This is a genomic window from Streptomyces sp. NPDC001717 (assembly GCF_042892775.1).
Classification (GTDB): Bacteria; Actinomycetota; Actinomycetes; order Streptomycetales; family Streptomycetaceae; genus Streptomyces.
The window spans coordinates 12,930-35,986 of sequence record NZ_JBIAUK010000050.1; the positions used below are offsets into that span (position 1 = coordinate 12,930).

23 protein-coding genes and 2 pseudogenes are annotated in these 23,057 nt (G+C 73.1%); 17 read left to right on the top strand and 8 right to left on the bottom strand.

The window, feature by feature from the left end:
• The first annotated feature begins 31 nt into the window (after positions 1–31).
• The gene (locus tag ACFYZL_RS39060) at positions 32–469 is read left to right on the top strand and encodes a DUF4345 domain-containing protein (protein WP_388685825.1); all 438 of its coding nucleotides are present in this window, start codon (positions 32–34) and stop codon (positions 467–469) included.
• A 12-nt stretch (positions 470–481) separates the two neighbouring features.
• Entirely contained in the window at positions 482–853 is a 372-nt protein-coding gene (locus ACFYZL_RS39065; protein ID WP_388685828.1) for a PPOX class F420-dependent oxidoreductase, read from the top strand.
• A gap of 443 nt (positions 854–1,296) precedes the next feature.
• Here ACFYZL_RS39065 and rsgA read toward each other — a convergent pair whose 3' ends face one another.
• Both rsgA and ACFYZL_RS39075 read right to left on the bottom strand, forming a co-directional pair.
• Positions 1,297–2,406 carry a ribosome small subunit-dependent GTPase A gene (gene rsgA, locus ACFYZL_RS39070; RefSeq protein WP_384752815.1) on the bottom strand — a complete coding sequence of 370 codons (1,110 nt, stop codon included), beginning with the start codon at positions 2,404–2,406 and terminating at the stop codon, positions 1,297–1,299.
• 148 nt (positions 2,407–2,554) lie between these two features.
• Positions 2,555–3,757 carry an FAD-dependent monooxygenase gene (locus tag ACFYZL_RS39075; protein WP_388685831.1) on the bottom strand — a complete coding sequence of 401 codons (1,203 nt, stop codon included), beginning with the start codon at positions 3,755–3,757 and terminating at the stop codon, positions 2,555–2,557.
• Positions 3,758–3,839: 82 nt separating this feature from the next.
• On the opposite strand from ACFYZL_RS39075, the gene ACFYZL_RS39080 reads away from it, so the two are divergent.
• The gene (locus tag ACFYZL_RS39080) at positions 3,840–4,637 is read left to right on the top strand and encodes a TetR family transcriptional regulator (protein WP_388685833.1); all 798 of its coding nucleotides are present in this window, start codon (positions 3,840–3,842) and stop codon (positions 4,635–4,637) included.
• 52 nt (positions 4,638–4,689) lie between these two features.
• Here ACFYZL_RS39080 and ACFYZL_RS39085 read toward each other — a convergent pair whose 3' ends face one another.
• Genes ACFYZL_RS39085 through ACFYZL_RS39095 form a run of 3 tightly spaced genes read right to left on the bottom strand, consistent with a single transcriptional unit; the run spans position 4,690 to position 7,417 of the window.
• Positions 4,690–5,529, bottom strand: coding sequence for a hypothetical protein (locus tag ACFYZL_RS39085; RefSeq protein ID WP_388685835.1), 840 nt, complete (start codon positions 5,527–5,529; stop codon positions 4,690–4,692).
• Positions 5,526–6,182: a LuxR C-terminal-related transcriptional regulator gene (locus tag ACFYZL_RS39090; RefSeq protein ID WP_384752804.1), complete on the bottom strand. Its 657-nt coding sequence runs from the start codon at positions 6,180–6,182 to the stop codon at positions 5,526–5,528. The genes ACFYZL_RS39085 and ACFYZL_RS39090 overlap by 4 nt, the downstream gene beginning before the upstream one ends.
• Positions 6,170–7,417 carry a histidine kinase gene (locus ACFYZL_RS39095; protein WP_384752801.1) on the bottom strand — a complete coding sequence of 416 codons (1,248 nt, stop codon included), beginning with the start codon at positions 7,415–7,417 and terminating at the stop codon, positions 6,170–6,172. The genes ACFYZL_RS39090 and ACFYZL_RS39095 overlap by 13 nt, the downstream gene beginning before the upstream one ends.
• 177 nt (positions 7,418–7,594) lie before the next feature.
• Between ACFYZL_RS39095 and ACFYZL_RS39100 the strand changes: the two genes are divergently transcribed.
• On the top strand, positions 7,595–8,038 hold the full coding sequence (locus tag ACFYZL_RS39100) for a hypothetical protein (RefSeq protein ID WP_384752798.1): 444 nt from the start codon (positions 7,595–7,597) through the stop codon (positions 8,036–8,038).
• Here the strand turns inward: ACFYZL_RS39100 and ACFYZL_RS39105 are convergent.
• Positions 8,035–9,252, bottom strand: coding sequence for a cytochrome P450 (locus ACFYZL_RS39105; protein ID WP_388685840.1), 1,218 nt, complete (start codon positions 9,250–9,252; stop codon positions 8,035–8,037). The genes ACFYZL_RS39100 and ACFYZL_RS39105 overlap by 4 nt on opposite strands.
• A 214-nt stretch (positions 9,253–9,466) precedes the next feature.
• Between ACFYZL_RS39105 and ACFYZL_RS39110 the strand changes: the two genes are divergently transcribed.
• Positions 9,467–9,916: a VOC family protein gene (locus ACFYZL_RS39110; protein WP_388685843.1), complete on the top strand. Its 450-nt coding sequence runs from the start codon at positions 9,467–9,469 to the stop codon at positions 9,914–9,916.
• Here ACFYZL_RS39110 and ACFYZL_RS39115 read toward each other — a convergent pair.
• A pseudogene (locus ACFYZL_RS39115) lies at positions 9,850–10,585 on the bottom strand (helix-turn-helix domain-containing protein). The gene ACFYZL_RS39110 and the pseudogene ACFYZL_RS39115 sit on opposite strands and share 67 nt — an antisense overlap.
• A 68-nt stretch (positions 10,586–10,653) precedes the next feature.
• Here ACFYZL_RS39115 and ACFYZL_RS39120 point away from each other — a divergent pair.
• On the top strand, positions 10,654–11,562 hold the full coding sequence (locus ACFYZL_RS39120) for a hypothetical protein (RefSeq protein ID WP_388685845.1): 909 nt from the start codon (positions 10,654–10,656) through the stop codon (positions 11,560–11,562).
• Positions 11,563–11,583: 21 nt separating this feature from the next.
• Here ACFYZL_RS39120 and ACFYZL_RS39125 read toward each other — a convergent pair whose 3' ends face one another.
• Positions 11,584–12,711 (bottom strand): YihY/virulence factor BrkB family protein, encoded by a 1,128-nt coding sequence (locus tag ACFYZL_RS39125; protein ID WP_384752788.1) that lies wholly within the window; start codon positions 12,709–12,711, stop codon positions 11,584–11,586.
• 17 nt (positions 12,712–12,728) lie between these two features.
• Here ACFYZL_RS39125 and ACFYZL_RS39130 point away from each other — a divergent pair, with 17 nt between their 5' ends.
• From ACFYZL_RS39130 to ACFYZL_RS39180, 11 genes and pseudogenes are all read left to right on the top strand, one after another.
• Positions 12,729–14,375 (top strand): acyl-CoA dehydrogenase family protein, encoded by a 1,647-nt coding sequence (locus ACFYZL_RS39130; RefSeq protein ID WP_388685848.1) that lies wholly within the window; start codon positions 12,729–12,731, stop codon positions 14,373–14,375.
• Between the two features lie 352 nt (positions 14,376–14,727).
• Positions 14,728–16,008, top strand: coding sequence for a GAF domain-containing protein (locus tag ACFYZL_RS39135; protein WP_384752818.1), 1,281 nt, complete (start codon positions 14,728–14,730; stop codon positions 16,006–16,008).
• Between the two features lie 13 nt (positions 16,009–16,021).
• Positions 16,022–16,585, top strand: coding sequence for a GNAT family N-acetyltransferase (locus ACFYZL_RS39140; protein WP_388685850.1), 564 nt, complete (start codon positions 16,022–16,024; stop codon positions 16,583–16,585).
• Between the two features lie 215 nt (positions 16,586–16,800).
• Positions 16,801–16,884, top strand: coding sequence for a putative leader peptide (locus ACFYZL_RS39145; RefSeq protein ID WP_310942095.1), 84 nt, complete (start codon positions 16,801–16,803; stop codon positions 16,882–16,884).
• A gap of 238 nt (positions 16,885–17,122) precedes the next feature.
• The gene (locus ACFYZL_RS39150) at positions 17,123–18,832 is read left to right on the top strand and encodes a nitrite/sulfite reductase (protein WP_384752779.1); all 1,710 of its coding nucleotides are present in this window, start codon (positions 17,123–17,125) and stop codon (positions 18,830–18,832) included.
• Positions 18,829–19,008 carry a hypothetical protein gene (locus ACFYZL_RS39155; protein WP_007267254.1) on the top strand — a complete coding sequence of 60 codons (180 nt, stop codon included), beginning with the start codon at positions 18,829–18,831 and terminating at the stop codon, positions 19,006–19,008. The genes ACFYZL_RS39150 and ACFYZL_RS39155 overlap by 4 nt, the downstream gene beginning before the upstream one ends.
• Positions 19,005–19,718 carry a phosphoadenylyl-sulfate reductase gene (locus ACFYZL_RS39160; protein WP_384752775.1) on the top strand — a complete coding sequence of 238 codons (714 nt, stop codon included), beginning with the start codon at positions 19,005–19,007 and terminating at the stop codon, positions 19,716–19,718. The genes ACFYZL_RS39155 and ACFYZL_RS39160 overlap by 4 nt, the downstream gene beginning before the upstream one ends.
• 35 nt (positions 19,719–19,753) lie before the next feature.
• Positions 19,754–20,299: an adenylyl-sulfate kinase gene (cysC, locus tag ACFYZL_RS39165; RefSeq protein WP_384752772.1), complete on the top strand. Its 546-nt coding sequence runs from the start codon at positions 19,754–19,756 to the stop codon at positions 20,297–20,299.
• Positions 20,296–21,237 (top strand): sulfate adenylyltransferase subunit CysD, encoded by a 942-nt coding sequence (cysD, locus tag ACFYZL_RS39170; RefSeq protein ID WP_384752769.1) that lies wholly within the window; start codon positions 20,296–20,298, stop codon positions 21,235–21,237. The genes cysC and cysD overlap by 4 nt, the downstream gene beginning before the upstream one ends.
• 2 nt (positions 21,238–21,239) lie before the next feature.
• Entirely contained in the window at positions 21,240–22,589 is a 1,350-nt protein-coding gene (locus ACFYZL_RS39175) for a sulfate adenylyltransferase subunit 1 (RefSeq protein ID WP_388685855.1), read from the top strand.
• A 224-nt stretch (positions 22,590–22,813) separates the two neighbouring features.
• Positions 22,814–23,057, top strand: a pseudogene (locus tag ACFYZL_RS39180) (sulfate ABC transporter substrate-binding protein); the annotation flags it as partial.

A 23,057-nucleotide genomic window follows, 5' to 3' on the forward strand; every position in this document is an offset into this window, starting at 1 on the left:
GCCTGCTTTCCAGGGGGAGGGAGACGGCACCATGACCAAGGCCAAGGCTCTCAAATGGCTGGTACTGACGATGGGCGGTGCGTGCGTGGCGATCGGGCTCGCGCACGTGGCCCTGGGGAACGCGGCGGTGCCGGGCGCGGCCGACGCCGGTGCGACGGTCGACAGCCTCGGCCGGTTCCTGGGCGCGACGTTCGCGGGCTACGGGCTGGCCTGGCTCTGGGCGGGCCGCCGGTCGCCGATCCCGGCGGGCGTGGTCCGGTGGCTGGCCGGGGTTTTCCTGTTGGGCGCGGCGGGGCGGCTGCTGTCCCTCGCCGTGCACGGGTGGCCGCACGGGTTCCAGGTGGTTCTCACGGTCATCGAGCTGGTGCTGCCGCCGGTGTTCTTCTGGCTGGCGGACGCCGACGAGAAGGCGGCGGCCGGGACCGCGGACCCAGGGCTGCGGCCCGATGCGGTGGGCGGCCGCGCCTGAGAAGCTCTCGACATGAGGGACTTCGACGGTTTCGGCGAGGCGGAGCGGGCATACCTCCGCTCCCAGCACCTGGGCCGGCTGGCCACGGTGGACGCGGCGGGGCAGCCGCAGGTGAACCCGGTGGGCTTCTTCCCCCAGGAGGACGGGACGATCCTGGTCGGCGGGATGGCCATGGGCGCGTCCAAGAAGTGGCGCAACCTGCGGGGGAACCCGCGGTTGGCGCTGGTGGTCGACGACCTGGTGAGCACCCGGCCGTGGCAGGTGCGCGGCATCGAGATCCGCGGCCGTGCGGAGTTGGAGGTGGGCCCGCACGCCCTTGGGCCCCACTTCAGCCCGGAGGTGATCCGGATCCATCCGGAACGGGTGCACACGTGGGGGCTGTGACTGCCCCGTGGGCGGGTGCGGCGGTCGGCGGCGGCGCTGCGGCTGCGGCTCAGCGGGGCGGGGCTCTGCGGTGAGGTGCGGCGGCGCGGGCCTGGGTATCGGGGTGGCCGGGGGGGCCGCTGCGCGGAGCGGTCCCCTACCCGCCCTTCCAGCGTTCCCCGGGCTCTGCCCGGACCCGGCCCTCAAACGCCGGGCGGGCTGAAGGCTTCGGGGCTCCGCCCCGTACCCCGCGCCTCAAACACCGGCGGGGCTGGAGTTCCCGGCGGGGCAATTTCAGCCCCGCCGGCGTTTGAGGCGCCGCCGGAGGCACATCCAGCCCGTCCGGCGTTTGAGGACCGGGGGGCCGGGGGCGGCGCCCCCGGCAACGGCGCCCGAATCCAGCCCCGCCGGCGTGTGAGGCACGGGGTCCGCCCAGCGGCACCGGCACCGGCAGCCGCCCAGGGTCAGGCCCGGCCGAACCGCTTCGCGGCGTAGTTCGCTCGGCCCTCCGCCGACTTCAGGCGCCAGTCGCGGCGGATCTCCGCCCTCAGCCGCGCGTCCGTCTTCGCCACGATCCGCTGGTTCTCCCGCAGCAGCTTGCGGTAGCTCTCCAGCCGGCGTTCCGACAGCGCGCCCGAGTCCAGTGCGGCCAGCACCTCGCAGCCCGGCTCCGCCTCGTGCGCGCAGTCCTGGAAGCGGCAGTGTTCCGCGTACTCCTCGATCTCCGAGAAGACCTGACCGACCCCCGCCTCGGCGTCCCACAGCCCGACGCCCCGCAGTCCGGGGGTGTCGATCAGCACGCCGCCGCCCGGCAGGGCGAGCAGGTTGCGGGTGGTCGTCGTGTGGCGGCCCTTGCCGTCGACCTCGCGGGCCGCCTGGACCTCCATGACCTCCTCGCCGAGCAGCGCGTTGGCCAGCGTGGACTTCCCGGCGCCCGAGATGCCCAGCAGCACGCTCGTACCGCTGCCGACGACCGCGGCCAGGACGTCCATGCCCTCCCCCGTCAGGGAGGAGACCGTCAGCACCTGGACCCCGGGCGCGGTGGCTTCCACGTCCTGGACCAGGTGTGCGAGCGTCACCGGGTCCGGGACCAGGTCCGCCTTGGTGAGGACGACCAGGGGCTGCGCCCCCGACTCCCAGGCGAGAGCCAGGAAGCGTTCGATGCGCCCGAGGTCGAGTTCCACGGCCAGCGACACGGCGATGATCGCGTGGTCGACGTTGGCGGCGAGGATCTGCCCCTCGGACCGCTGCGAGGAGGTGGAGCGTACGAAGGCGGTCCGGCGCGGCAGGTACGCCTTCACGTAGCGCGGGTTGCCGCCCGCCTCCACCGCGGCCCAGTCACCGGTGCAGATGACCCGGAGCGGGTCGTGCGGGGTGACGAAGGCGGTGTCGGCGCGGACGATGCCGTCCTCGGTCATGACGTCGCACTGGCCGCGGTCGACCCGTACGACCCGGCCGGGCAGGAGGCCCTGCTCGGCGTAGGGGGTGAATTCGGCCGCCCAGGCGTCGTCCCAGCCGAGGGGGGCGAGGGCGTGCGAGAGGGAGGAAGACTGCGGGAAGGAAGAGAAAGACAAGGGGAACCCTTCACAGGGTGGCCCCGGCAGCGCGTGAAGACGCGAAGAGGTGTGAGGTCAGCCGGAGACCACGGAAGTGACATTGATGGCCTTCTGAGTGCGGGCAGCGCCCTGCGTGACGACAGTCATCAATGAACTCACCTCCGGATCAATCACGTGCCGGTCGCTCCGCGCCGGTCGGCGGGAACTGCCCCACCGTAACAAGGCCCCTCGCGCCGGTGCCAATTCTTTTTCCGGCCGACCACGCCCGGCTCGCCAGGTCCCGCGCGACGATCCCCGTGCGGGTCGCCGGGACGAGCACGGCCGCGGCCCGCTCCACCCCGCGCTGCTTGGGTTCCACGAGGGTGCGGTGGCGCCGCTCGTAGCGGCGGAAGGCGGCCGCGTGGTCCGCGGGGCTCGCCGCCAGTTCCTCGGCCAGGGTGTGGGCGCCCGCCATGGCGAGGGTGCTGCCGTCCCCGAACAGGGACACCGAGGAGGCCGCGTCCCCGAGCAGTGCGGTGCGGCCGTGCGACCACCGGTCCATGCGCACCTTGCCGACGGCGTCGAAGTACAGGTCCCCGGCGACCCGTACGCGGTCCAGCAGTTCGGGGATCCGCCACCCGCCCCCCTCGTACGCGTCGAGCAGCAGCCGCTTGTGGCCGTCGGTGTCCCGGGGGTCCCACCCCGGTACGGCGGCGGAGCGGTAGGCGAAGAAGGCGAGGGAGTCGCCGCGGCGGGGGTGTACGGCGGCCATCCGGCCGGGGGTGTTGTGGGCGACGACGGTGCGGGGCCGGGGGGCGGGGGTGCCGAGGGGCAGGGTGGCGACGTAGAGGCCGGCGTGGGTGACGAAGCTGCTCTCGGGGCCGAAGACCAGCCCGCGGACGCCGGAGTGGTGGCCGTCCGCGCCGATGACGAGGCCGAAGCGGCGCGGTGGCGCGTGCCGGAAGGTGACGTCCACTCCGTGCTCGTCCTGCTCGATGTCGGTGATGCGGTCACCGAAGAGGAACTCGGCGTGTGCGGAAGCCTGTTGGTGGAGGATCGCGGCGAGGTCGCCCCGGCCGATCTCGATGTCGCGTGCGCCCGCGGTCGCGCCGGTGACCGCGCTCAGGGGGAGTCCGCCCGTGCGCCGGCCCGCGGCGTCGACGAACCACAGGTCCGTCACGTCCGTTCCCGCCTCGCGCAACCGCTCGGCGATGCCCATCCGTTCGGCGACCTCCACCGCCGGCCCCCGGACGTCCACGGGGCTGCCGCTGGAGCGGACGCCCGCAGCGAGTTCCACCACGGTCGGCCGGAAGCCGTACCGGGCCAGCCAGTAGGCCAGCGTGGGGCCGGCGATCCCGGCCCCGGAGATCAGTACGGTCCTGTCGTCCACGACATCCCCTCCCGCTTACCGTCGGTCAGGCGCGACTGTAGGCATCTGCCAGCATGTCAGGCAAGAAGATAGGGTGTTCGGCGTGAAACGCGCTGAGAGCAGCAATTCCGAGACGGATTACGAGACGTCGATTTACGAGACGCCGATGCACGGGACGCCACGGACGCGGCAGCGGATCCTGGGTGCCTCCATGGAGCTGTTCGGGGTCCGCGGCTTCCACGAGACCTCGCTGCGGGAGATCGCGGAGCGGGTCGGCGTCACCAAGGCCGCGGTGCTCTACCACTTCCCCGGCAAGGCCGACATCCTGGCCGCGCTCGTGGAACCGATGCTGGGCGATCTCGCGGCGGCGATGGCCAACGCCGCCGCCGCGGGGCCCGGGCGTGCGCGCTGGGCGGCCATCGAGGGGATGCTCGACGTGTGGCTGAAGCACCGCTACCTGCTCCGGCTGAACCTCCAGGACTTGGCCCTGGCCACCCCCGGGCCCGCCTTCGCCCGCTTCCGGGACGCCATGCTGCGGGCCAACGCCCTGGTGGCCGGAGCCGATCCGGGTCTGGCGGAACGGGTGCGGGCCGCGCAGGCCGTGGCGATGCTGTCGGACCCGGTGGTGCTGTTCGCGGACGCACCGGTCGAGGGGCTGCGCGCGGCCGTGCTGGACGGGGTGCACCGCCTCCTGGACGGTACGGCCGAGCCGGCCGCCGAGCCCCCGCCGGCGCCCCGGAGCCGCCGTGGACGGCCCGCCGCGATGAGCACGGCCATGATCGAGACCGCCCGCCGCATGCACGCCGCCGGGAGCGGCGCCACACTGATCGCCGCCGCCCTGGGGGTCTCCCGCGCCACGGTCTACCGGCACCTGCCGCCGGCCGCGCCGCCCACGCCGTAGGCGGTCACGGCCGCCGCGCCGTATGCGGTCACGACCGCCGTGTCGCAGCCGGTCACGGCCCGTACAGGGCCTGCGCGCGGCCCGAGCCCGCCTCCATGTCCAAGGTCCTCGGAGCGGTTTCGTCGCGGAGGCCGTCCGGGACCTCGCAGCGGCCGCTGCCGGCGTCACAGGTGGTGCGGAACGTGGTCGCCACGGGGACGAAGACGGCCAGGCGGCCGGAGCCGACCTTCCCGACGACCTGGTCCGGCGGGGCGATGAAGGTCACCGCGGCGTTGCCGGAACCGACCCGGACGTCGATCTGGGCGGAGGTGAGGTCGGCGGCGTGCAGGCGGCCGGAGTCCACCTTCGCCCGCAGGGGTCCGCGCAGGCCGTTGATCTCCACCCGGCCGGAGTCGACCTCCGCGTCGACGGTTCCGCCGAGGCCGGACAGGGACACCCGGCCGGAGCGGGCGGTCACCTTCACGGGGATCCCGGCGGGCACGGTCACCGCCAGCTTGACCGAGCAGCCGGCGGCGAAGACCTGCCAGGAGTCGGCGCCGGGGCAGCGTGCGGTCAGCCGCAGGGTGTCGCCGAGCCGGCTGGTCTCGACGGAGGGCCTGCCGAGCGACCAGGCGACCTCGGCCCGGTAGCCGACCTGCCGGTCCCCGCGGGGGGTGACGGTGATGTCGGCGTCGCCCCCCACGATCTCCAGCGCGCTCACCGACCGGCCGTCGCTGCCGCCCGGCAGGACCTCTCTCCGTACGGTTCCGAGCGACCACGCCTGCCAGACGGTCGGCAGCAGCACCAGGAGGGCCCCGACGAGCGCCACCGTGATCCAGGTCCGGCGGTGCCTGCGCCGTGGTCTGCCGGTCGGCCGCGGGTCGGCGGCCTTCGGCGCGTCGGGCGCCGTCACGGTGTGCCGTCCAGGAAGCGCAGGACCGCGAGGACCCGGCGGTGGTCGCCGTCGGCCGGCGGCAGGTCGAGTTTGGTGAAGATGCTGTTGATGTGTTTGGCCACCGCGCTTTCGCTGACGACGAGTTCGGCGGCGATGCCCGCGTTGGACCGGCCCTCCGCCATCAGGGCGAGGACCTCCCGCTCGCGCGGGGTGAGCCGCTCCAGGGGGTCCGGGCCGCCGCCGCGGCGCAGCAGGAGCTGGGCGACGACCTGGGGGTCGAGAGCGGTGCCTCCGGCGGCGACACGGCGCAGCGCGTCGACGAACTCCTCGACGTCGGCGACCCGCTGCTTGAGCAGGTAGCCGATGCCGGCGCCGCTGCGGGTGGCCAGCAGATCGGCGGCGTACCGTTCCTCCACGAACTGGGAGAGGAGCAGCACGGCCGTGTCGGGGTACTGACGACGGATCACCAGGGCCGCCCGAACACCCTCGTCGGTGAAGCCCGGTGGCATCCGTACGTCGACCAGGGCGAGTTGGGGGCGGTGTTCCTCGACGGCGGCGAGCAGCGACTCGGCGTCGCCCGTCTCGGCGGCCACGTCGAATCCGGCCATGTCGAGGACTTTGACGAGTCCCACGCGCAGCAGGACGGAGTCCTCGGCGATCACGGCGCGCACGGCAGCTCCACGGTGATGTCGGTCGGTCCCCCGATGGGGCTGGTGATCTTGATGGTTCCGTCGACCGACCCTACGCGCTTGCGCAGGCCCACCAGGCCGGTGCCGTGCGCCGGATCGGCCCCGCCGACCCCGTCGTCGGTGACGGTGATGCGCAGTCGCTCGCCGGTCCGGCCCCCGACGCGCTCGACGCGGACCGAACAGTGGTCGGCGCGGGCGTGTTTGGAGACGTTGGCCAGGGCCTCGGACACCACGAAGTAGGCGACGGCCTCCACGGTGGGGCCCGGCCGGGTGGCCATGTCCACGGTCAGCTCGACGGGGAACGGGGCCCGGGCCGCGACCCCGGAGAGCGCCGCGTCGAGCCCTCGGTCCTCCAGTACGGCCGGGTGCAGACCCCGCACCAGGTTGCTCAGCTCCTCGATGGCCTCCTTGGCCTCGCGGTGGGCCTCGTCGATGACGGCCCTGGCCTCGGGCGGCAGGTCGGTCAGGGTGGCGCGGGCGATGCCCAGGTTCATGGCGAGGGCGACGAGTCGCTGCTGGGCCCCGTCGTGCAGGTCGCGTTCGATGCGGCGGCGTTCGAGATCGGCCGCGTCCAGGACGCCCGCCCGGCTTTCGGCGAGGTCCTCGACGCGGCGCTCCAGCTCGCGGGAGCGGTTGGGGCCGAGGAGGGCGGCCGCCGCGAAGGCGTCGACACGGGTGGTGAGGGCGGCCAGCCAGGGTGCGCAGAGCAGGAGGAGGACCCCGGCCACGGTGATCAGGTCGGGGCTGAGGCTCCGGTCCGGGTGCGGCACGGCCCAGTCCCACGCGTACAGGGTGGAGCCCGCGACGCCGGCACCCCAGGCGAGCACCACCAGCGCACCGGCCGCGGCGACGAGCGGGCTGACGACGAGGTGGTAGCCGTACTGGCGCCAGGTCGCCTCGGAGCGCATCCGTTCCAGGAGCCCGCGCGGTCTCCACCAGCGCTCCTCGCGCACCACCTCGGGCACGTCGAGACCGAGCAGGGTCCAGAAGCGGCTGCGCTGCAGGGTGGTGAGCAGCGGGCCGAGGACGAACAGCAGGAGGAGCGCGACGGGACTGTGCCCGGGCGGAACGACCGCGTACGCCAGGGCGAGGAGGGCGGGCAGCGCGACCGGGATCGCGGCCGCGGTGAAGGCGGTGTTGCGCCGGGCCCACGCCGACCACGGTGCGTGCGCCGCGGTCCAGGTGTACGTACGCCTCAGCGCGCCGCGAAGTGCCATGCCCCGTACGGTAATCGCACTGGTCGGAGGGTTGCCATCACCCTGGCGCCAAGGCGGGGGTGTACCTGGTACCACCCCCGGTTCGGACGGTGGGGTTACTGATCTCCGCGGCCCGGCGGACGAGGCTGGGGGCATGCCCGGCGGACGGACCGCCGGCCGTGAGGAGATCCGAAAGCCATGACGCTCGTCGCCCCGCAGTTTCGCACCCGGCAGCTCGCCGCCCGCCCCTTCCCCGGCCGCCGGCGCGCGCCCCGGCTCTCGACGGTGCTCACGGGGGCGGGGGTGGCGCTGGTCCCGTGGGTGCTCGTCCTCGCGAAGACCCTGCCGCAGACCACCGAGGTCTCCAACTGGTCCACGGCGTGGATCGGACTGGACCTCATGCTGGCCGCCGGGCTGACCGGTACCGGAGCCCTGCTGCGCACACGCGACCCCCGGGCCTCGCCGGTGGCCGCAGCGACGGCGGCGCTGCTGGTGATGGACGCCTGGTTCGACGTCACGACCTCGGCCGGGACCCCCGAGCAGGGCATGGCCCTGCTGCTGGCGGTGGCGGCGGAGCTTCCGCTGGCGGCGGCGTGCGCCGTGGTCGCCGCACGCCGGGCCTCCCACGGCCAGGGCGACTAACCGAAGCGCACCGGGAGGTGCTTGATGCCGTTGATGAAGTCCGAACGCAGGCGGCGCACTTCACCCGCCAGGACGAAGTCGGGGTGGCGCAGCAGCAGTTCGCGGACGAGCGCCTTGATCTGCGCACGGGCCAGGCCCGCACCGAGGCAGAAGTGGGGGCCGCCTCCGCCGAAGGCGAGGTGCTCGTTGGGGGTGCGGCGGACGTCGAAGGTGAAGGGGGCCTCGAAGACGTCCTCGTCCCGGTTGGCGGAGGTGTAGTACGTGACCACCTTCTGGCCGGCCGCGATCGGGCGGCCTCGCAGGACGGTGTCGCGGGTGGCGGTGCGCCGGAAGTTGTGGATCGATCCGCCCCACCGCAGGAACTCCTCCGTGGCCGAGTTCCACAGCGCCTCGTCCTGCGGGGACGCGGCGAGTTCGGCGCGGGCGGCGGGGTGTCCGGCGAGGGCCAGCACGGTGTGGGAGAGCAGGTTGCGCGTGGTCTCGTTGCCCGCGACGCAGAGCAGCACGAAGAACATGTTGATCTCGTGCTGCGTGAGGCGGTCGCCGTCCACCTCGGCGTGGACCAGGGTCGAGAGGATGTCCTCGCGCGGGTGCGCCCGCCGCTGCGCGGTCAGGGCGTCGCAGTAGGCGTAGATCTCGGCGGCGGCGAGATCGCTGTCGTGCCGGCCCGCCGAGAGCTCCGGGTCCTGGGCGCCGGCCATCCGGTTGCTCCAGTCGAAGATCAGGCGTTCGTCGCCGGCCGGTATGCCGACCATCTCGCAGATCGTCTGGATCGGCAGCCACGCGGCGACCTCGTCCACGAAGTCCATGTCCCGGCCGGGGGTGACGGCGCTCTCCACCAGCGCGGCCGCCCGTTCGCCGATCCGGACGGCGAGCCGGCGCACGACGCGGGGCGTGAAGCCCGCGCTGACCAGCGCGCGGTAGCGGGAGTGGCGCGGGGCGTCCATGCCGAGCAGGACCAGGCGCAGGGACTCCAGGGACTCGGGGCTCTGGTCGCGGACCATGAAGGAGCCGAGTTCCGTGGACCAGAGCTCGGGGTCACGGCTGATCGCCTTGACGTCGGCGTGCCGGGTGACGGCGTAGAAGCCCTCGTGGGGGCCGGGTATCTCGTGCCAGTGCACGGGGTCCTCCCGGCGCAGCCGGGTGAACTGCTCGTGCGGGACCTCGCGGGACCAGGTGTCCTCGAGCAGGTCGATTTCGCCGGTGGGGATCATTCCGTGTGCCTCGCCCGCGGCGGGCTCGGCGGTTGCGGCGGGCGGGGCGGGCCCCCGACCGGCTGCTCCACGCCGTTCGTCTGCGGCAGGCGGGGACGCGGTGGTGTCGGCACGGAGCCTCCCGGACTCGTATCGGCTTCCCGGTACACGGTGCGCGCAGAACTGACGACCCGTCAATCCCCGTGCGGTCGCGACACCGCCCCTGCCCCCGGCCGTGTCCGATTCGTTCAAGACTCCCCCGCCGGGCCGTGCCCAGCCTGGCCCCAGGACTCCTCGACTCGACGTGATCGGCATCGTCGTCTCCGACATGGCCGCCTCGCTCGCCTTCCACCGCCGTCTCGGCCTGGAGATCCCGGCCGGGGCAGACGGGCAGCCGCACGTCGAGGCCGCGGGTCCCGGCGGGTTGCGGATCGGTTGGGACACGGAGGCGACCATGCGGTCCTTCGACCCGTCGTGGACCCGGCCGGACGGCAACGGCCGCGTGGGACTGGCTTTCCTGTGCGACTCCCCCGCCGGGGTGGACGCGGTGTACGCCGAGTTGACGGAGGCCGGTTACACCGGGCACCTGAAGCCCTGGGACGCCTTCTGGGGCCGGCGCTACGCCGTGGTCCTCGACCCGGACGGCTGCGGCGTCTCCCTCTTCGCGCCGGCCGACCCCGCGTAGGCGATCAGCGTCGTCCCGGCCGGCGCGCGCACCTCCCGGGCGAGGTGCGCCTGGTCGGCGTAGCCGGTGGTGTGGGCGATCTCGGCGTACGCCGTCCCCGAGCGGGCGAGGGCCAGGGCGCGCCGCAGCCGCAGGATCCGGCCGACGGTGCGGGGCCCGTACCCGAAGGCGTCGAGGGAGCGCCGGTGCAGCCGCCGCTCCCTCGACGCCGAGCGCGGCCGCGATCCCGGCCACCGTCTCCCCCGCGCGCAGCCGCGCCGTCACCTCGGCGGCGAAGCCGTCGGGCGCCCCCGCCCCGGCCGCGCGGGCGGCGGCCACCGCTTCGAGTCCCCCGCAGGGGTCCGCGTATCCCGCCACCCGCCCCGTGAGGCGCCGCACCTCCGGCCGCGGCCACAGGTCGGCGAGCTCGACGCGCCGGTCCCGCAGCACGTGCGCCGGTACGCCGAGCAGCGCGGGCGCGGTGCCGGGCGCGAACCGGATCCCGGCGAAGGCCCGCCCCGGGACCTCCCCGGCGGGGTGCGGCCCGGTGTCGGGCCCGGCGACCAGCAGCCGCCCGTCCACCCAGAGCAGGTCCATGCACCCGTCGGGCAGCACGACCCCGCCACCGCCCGAGGCCCGCCACCCCCGGGAACGGCCCGCGACGGCGCTTCCTCGTACATCCCTCCACACCAGGCCATCCCCGGAGATCGGCGGGCGGTAAAGTCACCGCATCCGTTGGCACCAGGGGGAGTTGAGAAGTGACGGACACAGTCGGGCAGCCCGATCCGGGGAGGGTTCCGCCGAGGCCGACCGAGCCGCCGAGCGTGGCGCCGTACGCGGCTACCTACCCGGCCCCCGCACACGCGCCGGCACCGGCACCGGCACCGGCACCGGCACCGGCACCCTCCGGCCACCCGCCGCGCTGGGCCTGGTGGGTCATCGGGATCGTCGTCCCGGTGGTGGGGACGGTGGCGACGCTGTTCGCCACCTCGGCGAAGAACGACCCCGCGACGCCGCCCGCCGCGAGCGGGGCGGCTCCCGCGACGGCCGGCTCGGCGTCGCCCCGGCCCTCCCCGCAGGCCTCCTCTCCCTCGCCGTCGGTGTCCGAGACGAAGATCGCGCCGCTGCCCGGTCCGTCCTCGGCTTCCCCCAGTCCTTCGGGCAGCGGCCCGGACCTGACGGCGCCGGCCGGCTATCAGACCCAGCAGGGCAGGTGGGGCATCGCCCCTCCGCCTTGCGGCGAGACGCAGTTGGTCGACCTTGACGCCGGGGTGTCGACGACCGTGAAGGTGAAGTACGCGGGGGAAGGGCCGACGACGGAGCAGACCGCCGCCATCGAGCTGGAGTACCGGCCCGACTCCCTCGGGTGCGGAAACGCCGGCGACGCATCGACGTACGTGAAGCTGATGACGACTACCGGCCGCCAGGTGGGGGTGCTGCGCGCGGGACAAGCGCAGACCTTCGAAAACTGCCGCGCGGCCGCGGGAACCGGCTTCGGGCCCGTGCAGCTCGGCGGCTCCGACGCGCAGGGGCGCGGCATCGTGAAGGGCGCCGCCCTGTGCTCGGTCACCGACCGGGGCTCCGTGGCCATGGCCCTCGTCGAGGAGAGCAGCAAGGAGTACAGCCCGACGGTGAGCGGCCGGCTCATCGTCTGGTCCAAGGGCTGAGCCGGGGGCGGACCCGGCGGTTCAGTGTTTGCGCAGGCGCGAGGAGTAGTCCTCCGGCGGCAGGAACTTCGACCAGCGCTCCGGGAACTCCGACGGCATGGCGCCGCCGTCCTCGTCGTCCTCCGATTCGCCCTCGGCCAGGGCCCGCCACGCGGCGGCCCGCGCGATCAGCTGGGCGGCTTCCGCTTCCCGGGCCCGCTCGTTCGCCTCGCGCGCCGCGGCCGTGGCCACCGACGGCCAGACCCGGTCGATGGCGGCGTTCACCGCGGCGCCCACGAGCACCGCGAAGGCCGAGACGCCGATCCACAGCAGCACCGCCACGGGGGCGGCCAGGGAGCCGTAGATCGTGGGGCCCTCCACCGTGTTCGTGAGGTAGATGCGCAGCAGGAACGAGCCCAGCACCCACATCGCCAGGGCCACCAGCGCGCCCGGCACGTCCTCGATCCACGGCGAGCGCACCGGCACCGACACGTGGTAGAGGGTCGTGAGGAAGACGATGGACAGCAGGGTGACGGTCGGCCAGTAGAGGATCGCGATCACGTCGGTGCCCCAGGGCACCAGCCGCACCACCGCGTCGGGCCCCACCACCATCAGCGGCAGCACGATGGCCCCGATCAGCAGCGCGACCACGTACAGCAGGAAGGCCAGCAGCCGGGTCTTGACGATGCCGCGCTGCCCGTCGAGGCCGTACATGACGGTGATGGTGTCGATGAAGACGTTGACGGCGCGCGAGCCCGACCACAGGGCGATGGCGAAGCCGAGGGAGATCAGGTCCGGGCGGCCGCTCCTGGTGACGTCGTCCAGCATCGGTCTCGCGATCTCGTTGACGCCCCGGTCCGAGAGGACGGTGCCGACCGCGTTCAGGATGTTCTCCTCGATGCTCTGCACCGACTGGGTGTTCGTCCAGCCGTCCACGTAGCCGAGCAGGCCCAGCAGACCGAGGAAGAGCGGAGGCAGCGAGAGGAGCGTGAAGAAGGCCGCCTCGGCCGCGAGCCCGAGGATCCGGTACTCGATGCACGAATTGACGGTGTCCTTCAGCAGCAGCCAGCCCATCTTCCGCTTCGACACGTTGCGGTAGAGGGCGCGGGCCCGGTGGAGCCGTCCCGGGCGTCCGGGGATCCGCTCGAAGCTTTCTTTTGCTGGCTGCACGTCCTTACGGTATCCGCATGGCAGCCACCACCCACACAGTCACCAACCAGGCCCCGCCCCTCGTGGGCCACGACGTCTACGGAGGCGACCGGGCGCTCACCGAGGGCGTCGAGCGCCACCTCGCCTCCGCGGAGCCCGAACTCCTCGGCGAGGTACGGGAGGAGCTCACCGCGCTCGGGCGGGCCGCCGGCTCGGCGCAGGCCCAGGAGTGGGGCGCGCAGGCGAACGAGAACCCTCCGAAACTGCGCACGCACGACCGGTACGGCAACCGGATCGACGAGGTGGAGTTCCACCCGGCCTGGCACCGGCTGCTCGGGCACGCCGTGGCCTGCGGACTCACGGACGCCTGGGGCCGCCCGGCCGGGCACCTGCGCCGCGCCGCCGGGTTCTTCGTCTGGTCGCAGGCCGAGGCGGGGCACGGGTGTCCGGTCTCGATGACGCACGCCGCCGTTCCGGCACTGCGCACGGACCCCGAGCTCGCCGCCGAGTGGGAGCCCCGGCTGACCTCGCACGTGTACGAGGAGGGGCTGCGGCCGGCCGCCGAGAAGGGCGGGGTGCTCTTCGGCATGGGGATGACGGAGAAGCAGGGCGGCAGCGACGTACGGGCGAACACGACGGCGGCGAAGCCCCTGGACGCCTCCGGCGAGTACCTGCTGACCGGGCACAAGTGGTTCTGCTCGGCGCCGATGAGCGACGGGTTCCTGGTCCTGGGGCAGGCTCCGGGAGGGCTGAGCTGCTTCCTGGTGCCGCGGGTGCTGCCGGACGGGACGCGCAACGCGTTCGCGATCCAGCGGCTGAAGGACAAGCTGGGCAACAAGTCGAACGCGTCGAGCGAGGTGGAGTTCGACGGGACCTGGGCGCGGCGGGTGGGCGAGGAGGGCCGGGGGGTGCGGACCATCATCGAGATGGTCGCGGCGACCCGGCTGGACTGTGCGATCGGCTCGGCCTCGCTGATGCGGCAGGCGCTCACGCAGGCCGTTCACCATGCGGAGCACCGCTCCGCTTTCGGAGCGCCGCTCATCAAGCAGCCGCTGATGCGCAACGTGCTCGCGGACCTGGCCGTGGAGTCCGAGGCGGCCACCACCCTCGTCCTGCGCCTCGCGGCGGCCTACGACGCGGGCACCGAGCAGGAGAGGGCCTTCCTGCGCCTCGCGGTGCCCGTTGCGAAGTACTGGGTGACCAAGCGCTGCACGCCGATGGTGGCCGAGGCCCTGGAGTGCCTGGGCGGCAACGGCTACGTCGAGGAGTCCGGGCTCCCGCGGCTGCTGCGCGAGTCCCCGCTGAACTCCGTCTGGGAGGGCTCGGGCAACGTCCAGGCCCTCGACGTGCTCCGCGCCCTCCAGCGCGAGCCGCAGGCCCTCGCCGCCTTCCTCCAGGAGATCGGCCTGGCCCGGGGCGCCGACCACCGGCTGGATTCGGCCATCAAGGACCTCCTCACGGAGCTCGCCGACCTGGAGGGGATCGAGGCCCGGGCCCGCCGGGTCGTGGAGCGCATGGCGCTCGTGCTCCAGGGTTCGCTGCTGCTGAGGTGGGCCCCGCCCGAGGTGGCGGACGCCTTCTGCGCCTCCCGGCTGGGCGGCGACTGGGGCGCGGCCTTCGGCACGCTGCCGCACGGCCTCGCCCTCGGCGCGGTCGTGGAACGGGCGCGGATCGCGGGCCAGTAGGGAGCCGCCGGGCTCCCGGGTACGGTCCCCAAACCGCTCCGAGCCGGGATCCGGGCCCGTTGACCGGGACCAGGGGTGGCGCCGCGCCGACTCGGCACCAGCCCTGGTCCGGGAAGCCCCGAGGAGGAGCTGTCACGCCGCCTGGCGGCGTCCGGACAGTTTCGGTCGGCCGACCGGGACTTGGCGAGAGTTGCACGGGGTTGCAACCCTTGGTGCGACAGTCGCCTTGCGGGTGCCGGGGGAAGCGGCGGCCGCGGACCGGGGGCGGCTCGCTCGGCACGACCTGTTCGACGGGGAGGTTCCGGTGGTGAGAGCCACAGGCGGCGCGGTCGACGCGGCACGCATCTCGGCCATGGACGCGCGGGAGGCCGCACGTCTGCTCAAGGGGGTACGGGAGGCCGCGCTGGCCGGGGCCCGGCCACCCGCCCCGCCGAGACCGGAGATCGCGGAGTCCTGGCGCCGGATGATGGCCGGCGGCGTGCACCCGGACCGGGACCAGCGCTCCCGGATGCTCTCGGCCGCCGAGACCGAGGAGCGGCGGCACGGCTCACCGCTGCGGGAGGTCCTGCCGGTGCTCCGGGAGGGGCTGCTGCCGGCCCTGGACGAGGCCCTGCACATCATGGTCGTCGCCGACGCGGACGGGCGGCTGCTGTGGCGGGAGGGCCACTCCTCCATCCTGCGCAAGGCGGACCGTCTCGGCTTCGCGGTGGGGGCCGACTGGGACGAGGCCGTGGTCGGCACCAACGGGGTGGGCACGGCGCTCGTGGCCCGGCGGCCCGTCCAGGTGTTCTCGGCGGAGCACTTCGTCTCCAGCCACCACGACTGGACCTGCGCGGGGGCGCCCGTACGGGACCCGCGCGACGGGCGCCTGCTGGGCGTGGTCGACGTCAGCGGGCCGCTGGCCACCATGCACCCGGCGACCCTGGCGTGGGTGACCTCGGTGGCCCGGCTCGCGGAGAGGGAGCTGCGGGTGCGGCACCTGGAATCGCTGGAGCGGCTGCGGGCGGTGGCCGCGCCGCTGCTGGCCCGGCTGCCGGGGCGGGCGCTGGCCGTCGACCCGCACGGCTGGACGGCGGCCGTCACGGGCATCGTGCCCGCCGAGCGGATCCCGCTGCCGAAGGACTTCGGGCCGGGCCGGGTGTGGGTGCCCCAGCTCGGCGACTGCACGGTGGAGCCGCTGCCGGGCGGCTGGCTGCTGCGGATCGCGCAGGAGCGGACGAAGACCGCCGTCACCCGGGTCGTCCTCGACCTCGGCCGGGCGGGGACCTGCTCGGCGACGGTGTACGGGGCCGCCGGGAGCTGGGCGCAGGAGCTGAGCCCTCGCCACGCGGAGCTGCTGTTCCTGCTGGCGGAGAACCCGCGCGGGCGCTCGGCGGCGGAGCTGGCGGAGGAGCTGTTCGGGGATCCGACCCGTACGGTGACGGTGCGGGCGGAGATGTCCCGCGTACGCCGCCGGCTCGCGGGGGTGCTGACCCACCGGCCGTACCGCTTCGCGCAGGACGTGGAGGTGGAGCTGATCCGTCCGCAGGACCCGGCCGCGCTGCTCCCGCACTCCACGGCGCCGTCGGTGATCCGGGCCCGGCTGGGAGGAAAGGGGGCCGAAGGTCCCTCCGTCGGCGGCTGGGGGATGTGATTCCCTGAGGTGCATGAGCACCGTCACCCTCACCACCTGGTCCCTCGAGATGAACTCGCCGGACGATCTGGTCGCGGCCACCGTCCCGGGTTCCGAGATCACCGTCTCACGGTCGGAGGTCCCCTCCCCGGAGTTCAGCCGCTTCCTCTACGCCTCCGTGGGCGGCGACATCCACTGGACGGACCGGCTGGGCCTGACCCGCGCGCAGTGGGTGGAGTACCTCGGGCGGCCGGGGGTGGAGACGTGGGTGGCGTACGACCGCGGCACCCCGGCGGGGTACGTGGAGCTCGACCCGCAGGACGACGGGGTGGTGGAGATCATGTACTTCGGGCTGCTCCCGGACTTCCGGGGCCGCCGGATAGGCGGGCACCTGCTCTCGGTGGGCGTCGCCCGGGCGTGGGACCTCGCGTCCCGCTGGCCCGAGCGGACCCCGACCCGCCGGGTCTGGGTGCACACGTGCAGCCAGGACGGTCCGACGGCGATGGCCAACTACGAGCGCCGCGGCTTCAAGGTCTTCAAGACGGAGACGGAGTCCAAGGAAGAGACCCCCACCCCGGGCCCCTGGCCGGGCGCGTAGCCCTCGGGTCGGGCCGCTGCGCGGAGCACCCCCACCCCGCCCCTTCCCGGAACCGGGGGACCGGGGGCAGCGCCCCCGGGCATGGCGCCGCAGACGGGCGGGGACGGGGCCCGGGAAACGTGACCCCGGTCACGGTGGCCCGCAATCCGAGACGACTCGGTCCGGATAGTGGACTGTAGTGGACTCCTCCAAGAGGCACATGCCACGCTTCCGTCATGAATGGAGCTGGAATTGCCTTGGTGAGTCGGCGGCACGTCGACCTCGGCCGCATGTCCAGCGCCATCTGTCCGGCGTGCTGACGGAACCAGCAACCGCCGCACATCGCCGCAATCCCGGCATCGTCGCCGTGGAAGCGTCGGTCACCGCCGCCCCCTGAAGGCCGAACACCGCCCCGCCCTGCCCGCCGGTCACCCCGGCGAAGGCGCGTCGGTCGGCCGCACCCGCTCAGCGTCGTCAGAGTCTGTGCCGGGGCCACTCCATCACCACCCCCTGCTCTCCTGCCCTCCGCCCTGAGCCGCCGAAGAAGGACGTACCGCCATGGCCGCCACCCCCGAAACGCCCGCAGCCGCAGCTCCCGCAGCCGCCGCGCGCCGCAAGACCGGTCGTCACCGCGGTGAGGGCCAGTGGGCCGTCGGACACCACACCCCCCTCAACGGCAACGAGCAGTTCAAGAAGGACGACGACGGTCTCAATGTGCGGACGCGCATCGAGAACATCTACTCCAAGGCGGGCTTCGACTCGATCGACCCCAACGACCTGCGCGGCCGTATGCGCTGGTGGGGCCTCTACACCCAGCGCAAGCCCGGGATCGACGGCGGCAAGACCGCGATCCTGGAGCCGGAGGAGCTGGACGACAAGTACTTCATGCTGCGCGTCCGCATCGACGGCGGCCGGCTGACCACCGAGCAGCTCCGCGTCATCGGCGAGATCTCGCAGGAGTTCGCGCGCGGCACCGCCGACCTCACCGACCGCCAGAACGTGCAGTACCACTGGATCCGGATCGAGGACGTCCCGGAGATCTGGCGCCGCCTGGAGGCCGTCGGCCTGTCCACCACCGAGGCCTGCGGTGACACGCCCCGCGTCATCCTCGGTTCGCCCGTGGCCGGCATCGCCCAGGACGAGATCATCGACGGCACCCCCGCCATCGACGAGATCTACCGCCGCATCGTCGGCAACAAGGACTTCTCGAACCTGCCCCGCAAGTTCAAGTCCGCGGTCTCCGGCTCGCCGCTGCTCGACGTGGCGCACGAGATCAACGACATCGCGTTCGTGGGCGTGAACCACCCCGAGCACGGCCCCGGCTTCGACGTCTGGGTCGGCGGCGGTCTCTCGACCAACCCCAAGCTCGGTGTCCGCCTCGGCACCTGGGTCTCGCTCGACGAGGTCCCGGACGTGTACGAGGGCGTCATCTCGATCTTCCGCGACTACGGCTACCGGCGCCTGCGCACCCGCGCCCGCCTGAAGTTCCTCGTCGCCGACTGGGGCCCGGCCAAGTTCCGCCAGGTCCTGGAGGACGAGTACCTCAAGCGCAAGCTGACCGACGGCCCCGCGCCCGAGCAGCCCAGCGGCCAGTGGCGCGACCACGTCGGCGTGCACCAGCAGCAGGACGGCAAGTTCTACGTCGGCTTCGCTCCCCGCGTCGGCCGCGTCGACGGCGCCACCCTGACCAAGATCGCGGACATCGCCGAGCAGCACGGCTCCGGCCGCCTGCGCACCACCGCCGAGCAGAAGATGATCGTCCTCGACATCGAGGCCGACCGGGTCGACTCGGTCGTCGAGGCCCTGGAGGCGCTGGACCTGCGGGTCAAGCCGTCCCCGTTCCGCCGCGGCACGATGGCCTGCACCGGCATCGAGTTCTGCAAGCTGGCCATCGTCGAGACCAAGGGCCGTGGCGCCTCGCTGATCGACGAGCTGGAGCGACGCCTGCCGGACTTCGCCGAGCCGCTCACCATCAACATCAACGGCTGCCCGAACGCCTGCGCCCGTATCCAGGTGGCGGACATCGGTCTCAAGGGCCAGCTGGTCCTGGACGACGACGGCAACCAGGTGGAGGGCTACCAGGTCCACCTGGGCGGCGCCCTCGGCCTGGAGGCCGGCTTCGGCCGCAAGGTCCGCGGCCTCAAGGTCACCTCGGCCGGTCTGCCGGACTACGTCGAGCGGGTCGTCACGCGCTTCGAGGAGCAGCGTGAGGACGGCGAGCGCTTCGCCGCCTGGGTGGGCCGCGCCAAGGACGAGGACCTCTCGTGAGCGAGCGCGCCGCACCGTTCTACTGCCCGTACTGCGGCGACGAGGACCTGTTTCCGAACGAGACGGGCCACGGCGCCTGGGAATGCAGGGCCTGCAACCGAGCCTTCCAGCTGAAGTACCTCGGGCTGCTGGCCCGGGGCGTTCAGTCCGACACCGCTGGAGGGGACGAGATATGACCACGGCTCAAGACGCTGATCTCAGGACCGGCGATCTGAAGGCACTGGCCGAGCAGGCGGGCCGGGACCTGGAGGACGCCTCCGCGCTGGAGATCCTCACCTGGGCGGCCGAGACCTTCGGCAAGAAGTTCGCCGTGACCTCGTCCATGGAGGACGCGGTCGTCGCCCACCTGGCCTCCCGGGCGATGCCCGGCGTGGACGTGGTCTTCCTCGACACCGGCTACCACTTCGAGGAGACCATCGGCACCCGTGACGCGGTCGAGGCCGTGATGGACGTCAACGTCATCACGCTGACCCCGCGTCAGACGGTGGCCGAGCAGGACGCGCAGTACGGCCCGAAGCTGCACGACCGCGACCCCGACCTGTGCTGCGCGCTGCGCAAGGTCAAGCCCCTCGAAGAGGGCCTGACCGCGTACACGGCGTGGGCGACGGGCCTGCGCCGCGACGAGTCCCCGACCCGGGCGAACACCCCGGTGGTCGGCTGGGACGAGAAGCGGCAGAAGGTCAAGATCTCGCCGATCGCCCGCTGGACCCAGGACGACGTGGACGCGTACGTCGCCGAGCACGGCGTGCTCACCAACCCGCTGCTGATGGACGGTTACGCCTCCGTCGGCTGCGCCCCCTGCACCCGCCGCGTGGCGGAGGGCGAGGACGCGCGGGCCGGCCGCTGGGCCGGACGGGGCAAGACCGAGTGCGGACTGCACGGCTGATGACGACCAGCGAAGAACTTACGGAGACAGAGCAGATGAGCGTGAGCGACCACGGCGCCACCGTGTGGCTGACCGGGCTGCCGAGCGCGGGCAAGACCACCATCGCCTACGCGCTGGCCGAGCGGCTGCGCGCCGAGGGCCACCGCGTGGAGGTGCTCGACGGGGACGAGATCCGCGAGTTCCTCTCCGCCGGACTGGGCTTCAGCCGCGAGGACCGGCACACCAACGTGCAGCGGATCGGCTTCGTCGCCGAGCTGCTCGCGAGCAACGGCGTCAAGGCGCTCGTGCCGGTGATCGCGCCGTTCGCGGACAGCCGCGAGGCCGTCCGGAAGCGCCACGCGGGCGCCGGGACGAACTACCTCGAAGTGCACGTGGCCACCCCGGTCGAGGTGTGCTCCGAGCGTGACGTGAAGGGCCTGTACGCCAAGCAGGCGGCGGGCGAGATCTCCGGTCTGACCGGGGTCGACGACCCGTACGAGGCTCCGGCTTCCCCGGACCTCCGTATCGAGTCGCACACGCAGACCGTCCAGGAGTCGGCTTCGGCCCTGCACGCGCTGCTCACCGAGAGGGGTCTGGCATGACCACCGCCGCACACGTGCACACCGAGTCCGGCTCCGACGCGCCCTACGCGCTGTCGCACCTCGACGCCCTCGAGTCCGAGGCCGTGCACATCTTCCGCGAGGTGGCGGGCGAGTTCGAGAAGCCGGTGATCCTGTTCTCCGGCGGCAAGGACTCCATCGTCATGCTGCACCTGGCGCTGAAGGCGTTCGCGCCGGCGCCGGTGCCCTTCTCGCTGCTCCACGTCGACACCGGGCACAACTTCCCCGAGGTCATCGAGTACCGCGACCGCACGGTCGCCGAGCACGGCCTGCGCCTGCACGTGGCGTCCGTCCAGGACTACATCGACGCGGGCAAGCTGCGCGAGCGCCCGGACGGCACCCGCAATCCGCTGCAGACCGTCCCGCTGACCGAGGCGATCCAGCAGCTGAAGTTCGACGCCGTCTTCGGCGGCGGTCGCCGCGACGAGGAGAAGGCCCGCGCCAAGGAGCGCGTCTTCTCCCTGCGCGACGAGTTCTCCCAGTGGGACCCGCGCCGCCAGCGCCCCGAGCTGTGGCAGCTCTACAACGGCCGCCACGCTCCCGGCGAGCACGTGCGCGTCTTCCCGCTCTCGAACTGGACCGAGCTGGACGTCTGGCAGTACATCGCCCGCGAGGGCATAGAGCTGCCCGAGATCTACTTCGCCCACGAGCGCGAGGTCTTCCTGCGCAACGGCATGTGGCTGACCGCCGGCGAGTGGGGCGGCCCGAAGGAGGACGAGACGCCCGAGACGCGTCTCATCCGCTACCGCACCGTCGGTGACATGTCCTGCACCGGCGCCGTCGACTCCGACGCCGCCACGCTGGACGCCGTGATCGCCGAAATCGCCGTCTCCCGCCTCACCGAGCGGGGCGCGACCCGCGCCGACGACAAGATGTCCGAGGCCGCGATGGAAGACCGCAAGCGCGAAGGGTACTTCTAGACATGACCAGCACCACCGAGCAGTTCGCCGACGTGTCGGCGACCACCCTGCTGCGCTTCGCGACCGCCGGTTCCGTCGACGACGGCAAGTCCACCCTGGTGGGCCGGTTGCTGCACGACTCCAAGTCGGTCCTGACGGACCAGATGGAGGCCGTCGAGGCGGTTTCCCAGGCCCGCGGCCAGGAAGCCCCCGACCTCGCGCTGCTCACCGACGGCCTGCGGGCCGAGCGTGAGCAGGGCATCACCATCGACGTCGCGTACCGCTACTTCGCCACCGCGCGCCGCCGGTTCATCCTCGCGGACACCCCGGGGCACGTGCAGTACACCCGGAACATGGTCACCGGCGCCTCCACCGCCGACCTGGCCGTGGTCCTCGTCGACGCCCGCAACGGCGTGATCGAGCAGACCCGTCGGCACGCCGCCGTCGCGGCGCTGCTGCGCGTCCCGCACGTGGTCCTGGCCGTCAACAAGATGGACCTCGTCGGCTACCAGGAGTCCGTCTTCGCGGCCATCGCCGAGGAGTTCACGGCGTACGCCTCGGACCTGGGCGTCCCGGAGATCACCGCGATCCCGATCTCGGCGCTGGCCGGTGACAACGTGGTGGACGCGTCCGCGAACATGGACTGGTACGGCGGCCCGACGGTGCTGGAGCACCTGGAGACGGTGCCCGTCAGCCACGACCTCACCGCCTGCCCGGCGCGCTTCCCGGTGCAGTACGTGATCCGTCCGCAGTCCGCCGAGCACCCCGACTACCGCGGCTACGCGGGCCAGATCGCCTCCGGCGTGCTGCGCGTCGGCGAGGCCGTGACCGTGCTGCCCTCGGGCCGTACGAGCACGATCGTGGGCATCGACGCGCTCGGCGAGAGCGTGGACATCGCCTGGGCCCCGCAGTCGGTGACGCTGCGTCTGGCGGACGACATCGACATCTCGCGCGGCGACCTGATCGCGCCGTCCGCGAGCGCGCCGGCCACCACGCAGGACGTCGAGGCGACGGTCTGCCACGTGGCCGACCAGCCGCTGGCCGTGGGTGCGCGCGTGCTGATCAAGCACACGACCCGTACGGTCAAGGCCATCGTCAAGGAGATCCCCTCGCGGCTGACCCTGGACGACCTGTCCCAGCACCCGAACCCCGGGCAGTTGGTGGCCAACGACATCGGCCGCGTCGTCGTCCGCACCGCCGAGCCGCTCGCGCTCGACGCGTACGCCGACTCGCGCCGCACCGGTTCCTTCCTGCTGATCGACCCGGCCGACGGCACCACGCTGGCGGCGGGCATGGCCGGCGAGTCCTTCGCCTCCAAGGACCGGGCCGGCGACGAGGCGGGCGCGGCGGACGAAGACGGCTGGGACTTCTAGGTCATGCCTGCCGACCTGTACTCGACCTTCGCCAAGGAGGGCGGCCGCGTGGGCAGCGGCGCCCTCGGCAGCGGCCAGGGAGGGGTGTCGCGATGTGCGCGATGACCCAGTCGCCGGCGGCATGCCGCCTTCGCGCCCTCACCCTCCACCAGCCGTACCCGCCTTTGCTCCGTGAACGAAGACGTGCGTCATGAGATGACCACGTCACGAGAGGAAGTCCTCCCGTGCCTGCCACCCGCAACACCAGCAAGACCCTGCGCCGCGGCCTCGCCGCCGCGGCCGCCCTGCCGCTGCTGATCGGCGCCCTCGCCTCCTGCGGCTACGGGTCCCAGGCGGTGGACAAGCCGGCCGCGGCGGCCTCGGCCGACGGCAGGAAGCTCTCGGCTTCGGAGGTCCGGGTCGGGTACTTCCCGAACCTGACGCACGCGACCGCGCTGGTCGGTCTGCAGGAGGGCCTGATCCAGAAGG

Excerpts from the sequence above, each read along its gene's own strand:
- ACFYZL_RS39130 (WP_388685848.1), top strand. The coding sequence starts at position 12,729 with ATGGCAGCCACCACCCACACAGTCACCAACCAGGCCCCGCCCCTCGTG.
- ACFYZL_RS39095 (WP_384752801.1), bottom strand. The coding sequence starts at position 7,417 with ATGGCACTTCGCGGCGCGCTGAGGCGTACGTACACCTGGACCGCGGCG.
- ACFYZL_RS39140 (WP_388685850.1), top strand. The coding sequence starts at position 16,022 with ATGAGCACCGTCACCCTCACCACCTGGTCCCTCGAGATGAACTCGCCG.
- ACFYZL_RS39065 (WP_388685828.1), top strand. The coding sequence starts at position 482 with ATGAGGGACTTCGACGGTTTCGGCGAGGCGGAGCGGGCATACCTCCGC.
- ACFYZL_RS39060 (WP_388685825.1), top strand. The coding sequence starts at position 32 with ATGACCAAGGCCAAGGCTCTCAAATGGCTGGTACTGACGATGGGCGGT.
- ACFYZL_RS39105 (WP_388685840.1), bottom strand. The coding sequence starts at position 9,252 with ATGATCCCCACCGGCGAAATCGACCTGCTCGAGGACACCTGGTCCCGC.
- ACFYZL_RS39135 (WP_384752818.1), top strand. The coding sequence starts at position 14,728 with ATGGACGCGCGGGAGGCCGCACGTCTGCTCAAGGGGGTACGGGAGGCC.
- ACFYZL_RS39160 (WP_384752775.1), top strand. The coding sequence starts at position 19,005 with ATGACCACGGCTCAAGACGCTGATCTCAGGACCGGCGATCTGAAGGCA.
- cysD (WP_384752769.1), top strand. The coding sequence starts at position 20,296 with ATGACCACCGCCGCACACGTGCACACCGAGTCCGGCTCCGACGCGCCC.
- cysC (WP_384752772.1), top strand. The coding sequence starts at position 19,754 with ATGAGCGTGAGCGACCACGGCGCCACCGTGTGGCTGACCGGGCTGCCG.
- ACFYZL_RS39145 (WP_310942095.1), top strand. The coding sequence starts at position 16,801 with ATGAATGGAGCTGGAATTGCCTTGGTGAGTCGGCGGCACGTCGACCTC.
- ACFYZL_RS39100 (WP_384752798.1), top strand. The coding sequence starts at position 7,595 with ATGACGCTCGTCGCCCCGCAGTTTCGCACCCGGCAGCTCGCCGCCCGC.
- ACFYZL_RS39175 (WP_388685855.1), top strand. The coding sequence starts at position 21,240 with ATGACCAGCACCACCGAGCAGTTCGCCGACGTGTCGGCGACCACCCTG.
- ACFYZL_RS39150 (WP_384752779.1), top strand. The coding sequence starts at position 17,123 with ATGGCCGCCACCCCCGAAACGCCCGCAGCCGCAGCTCCCGCAGCCGCC.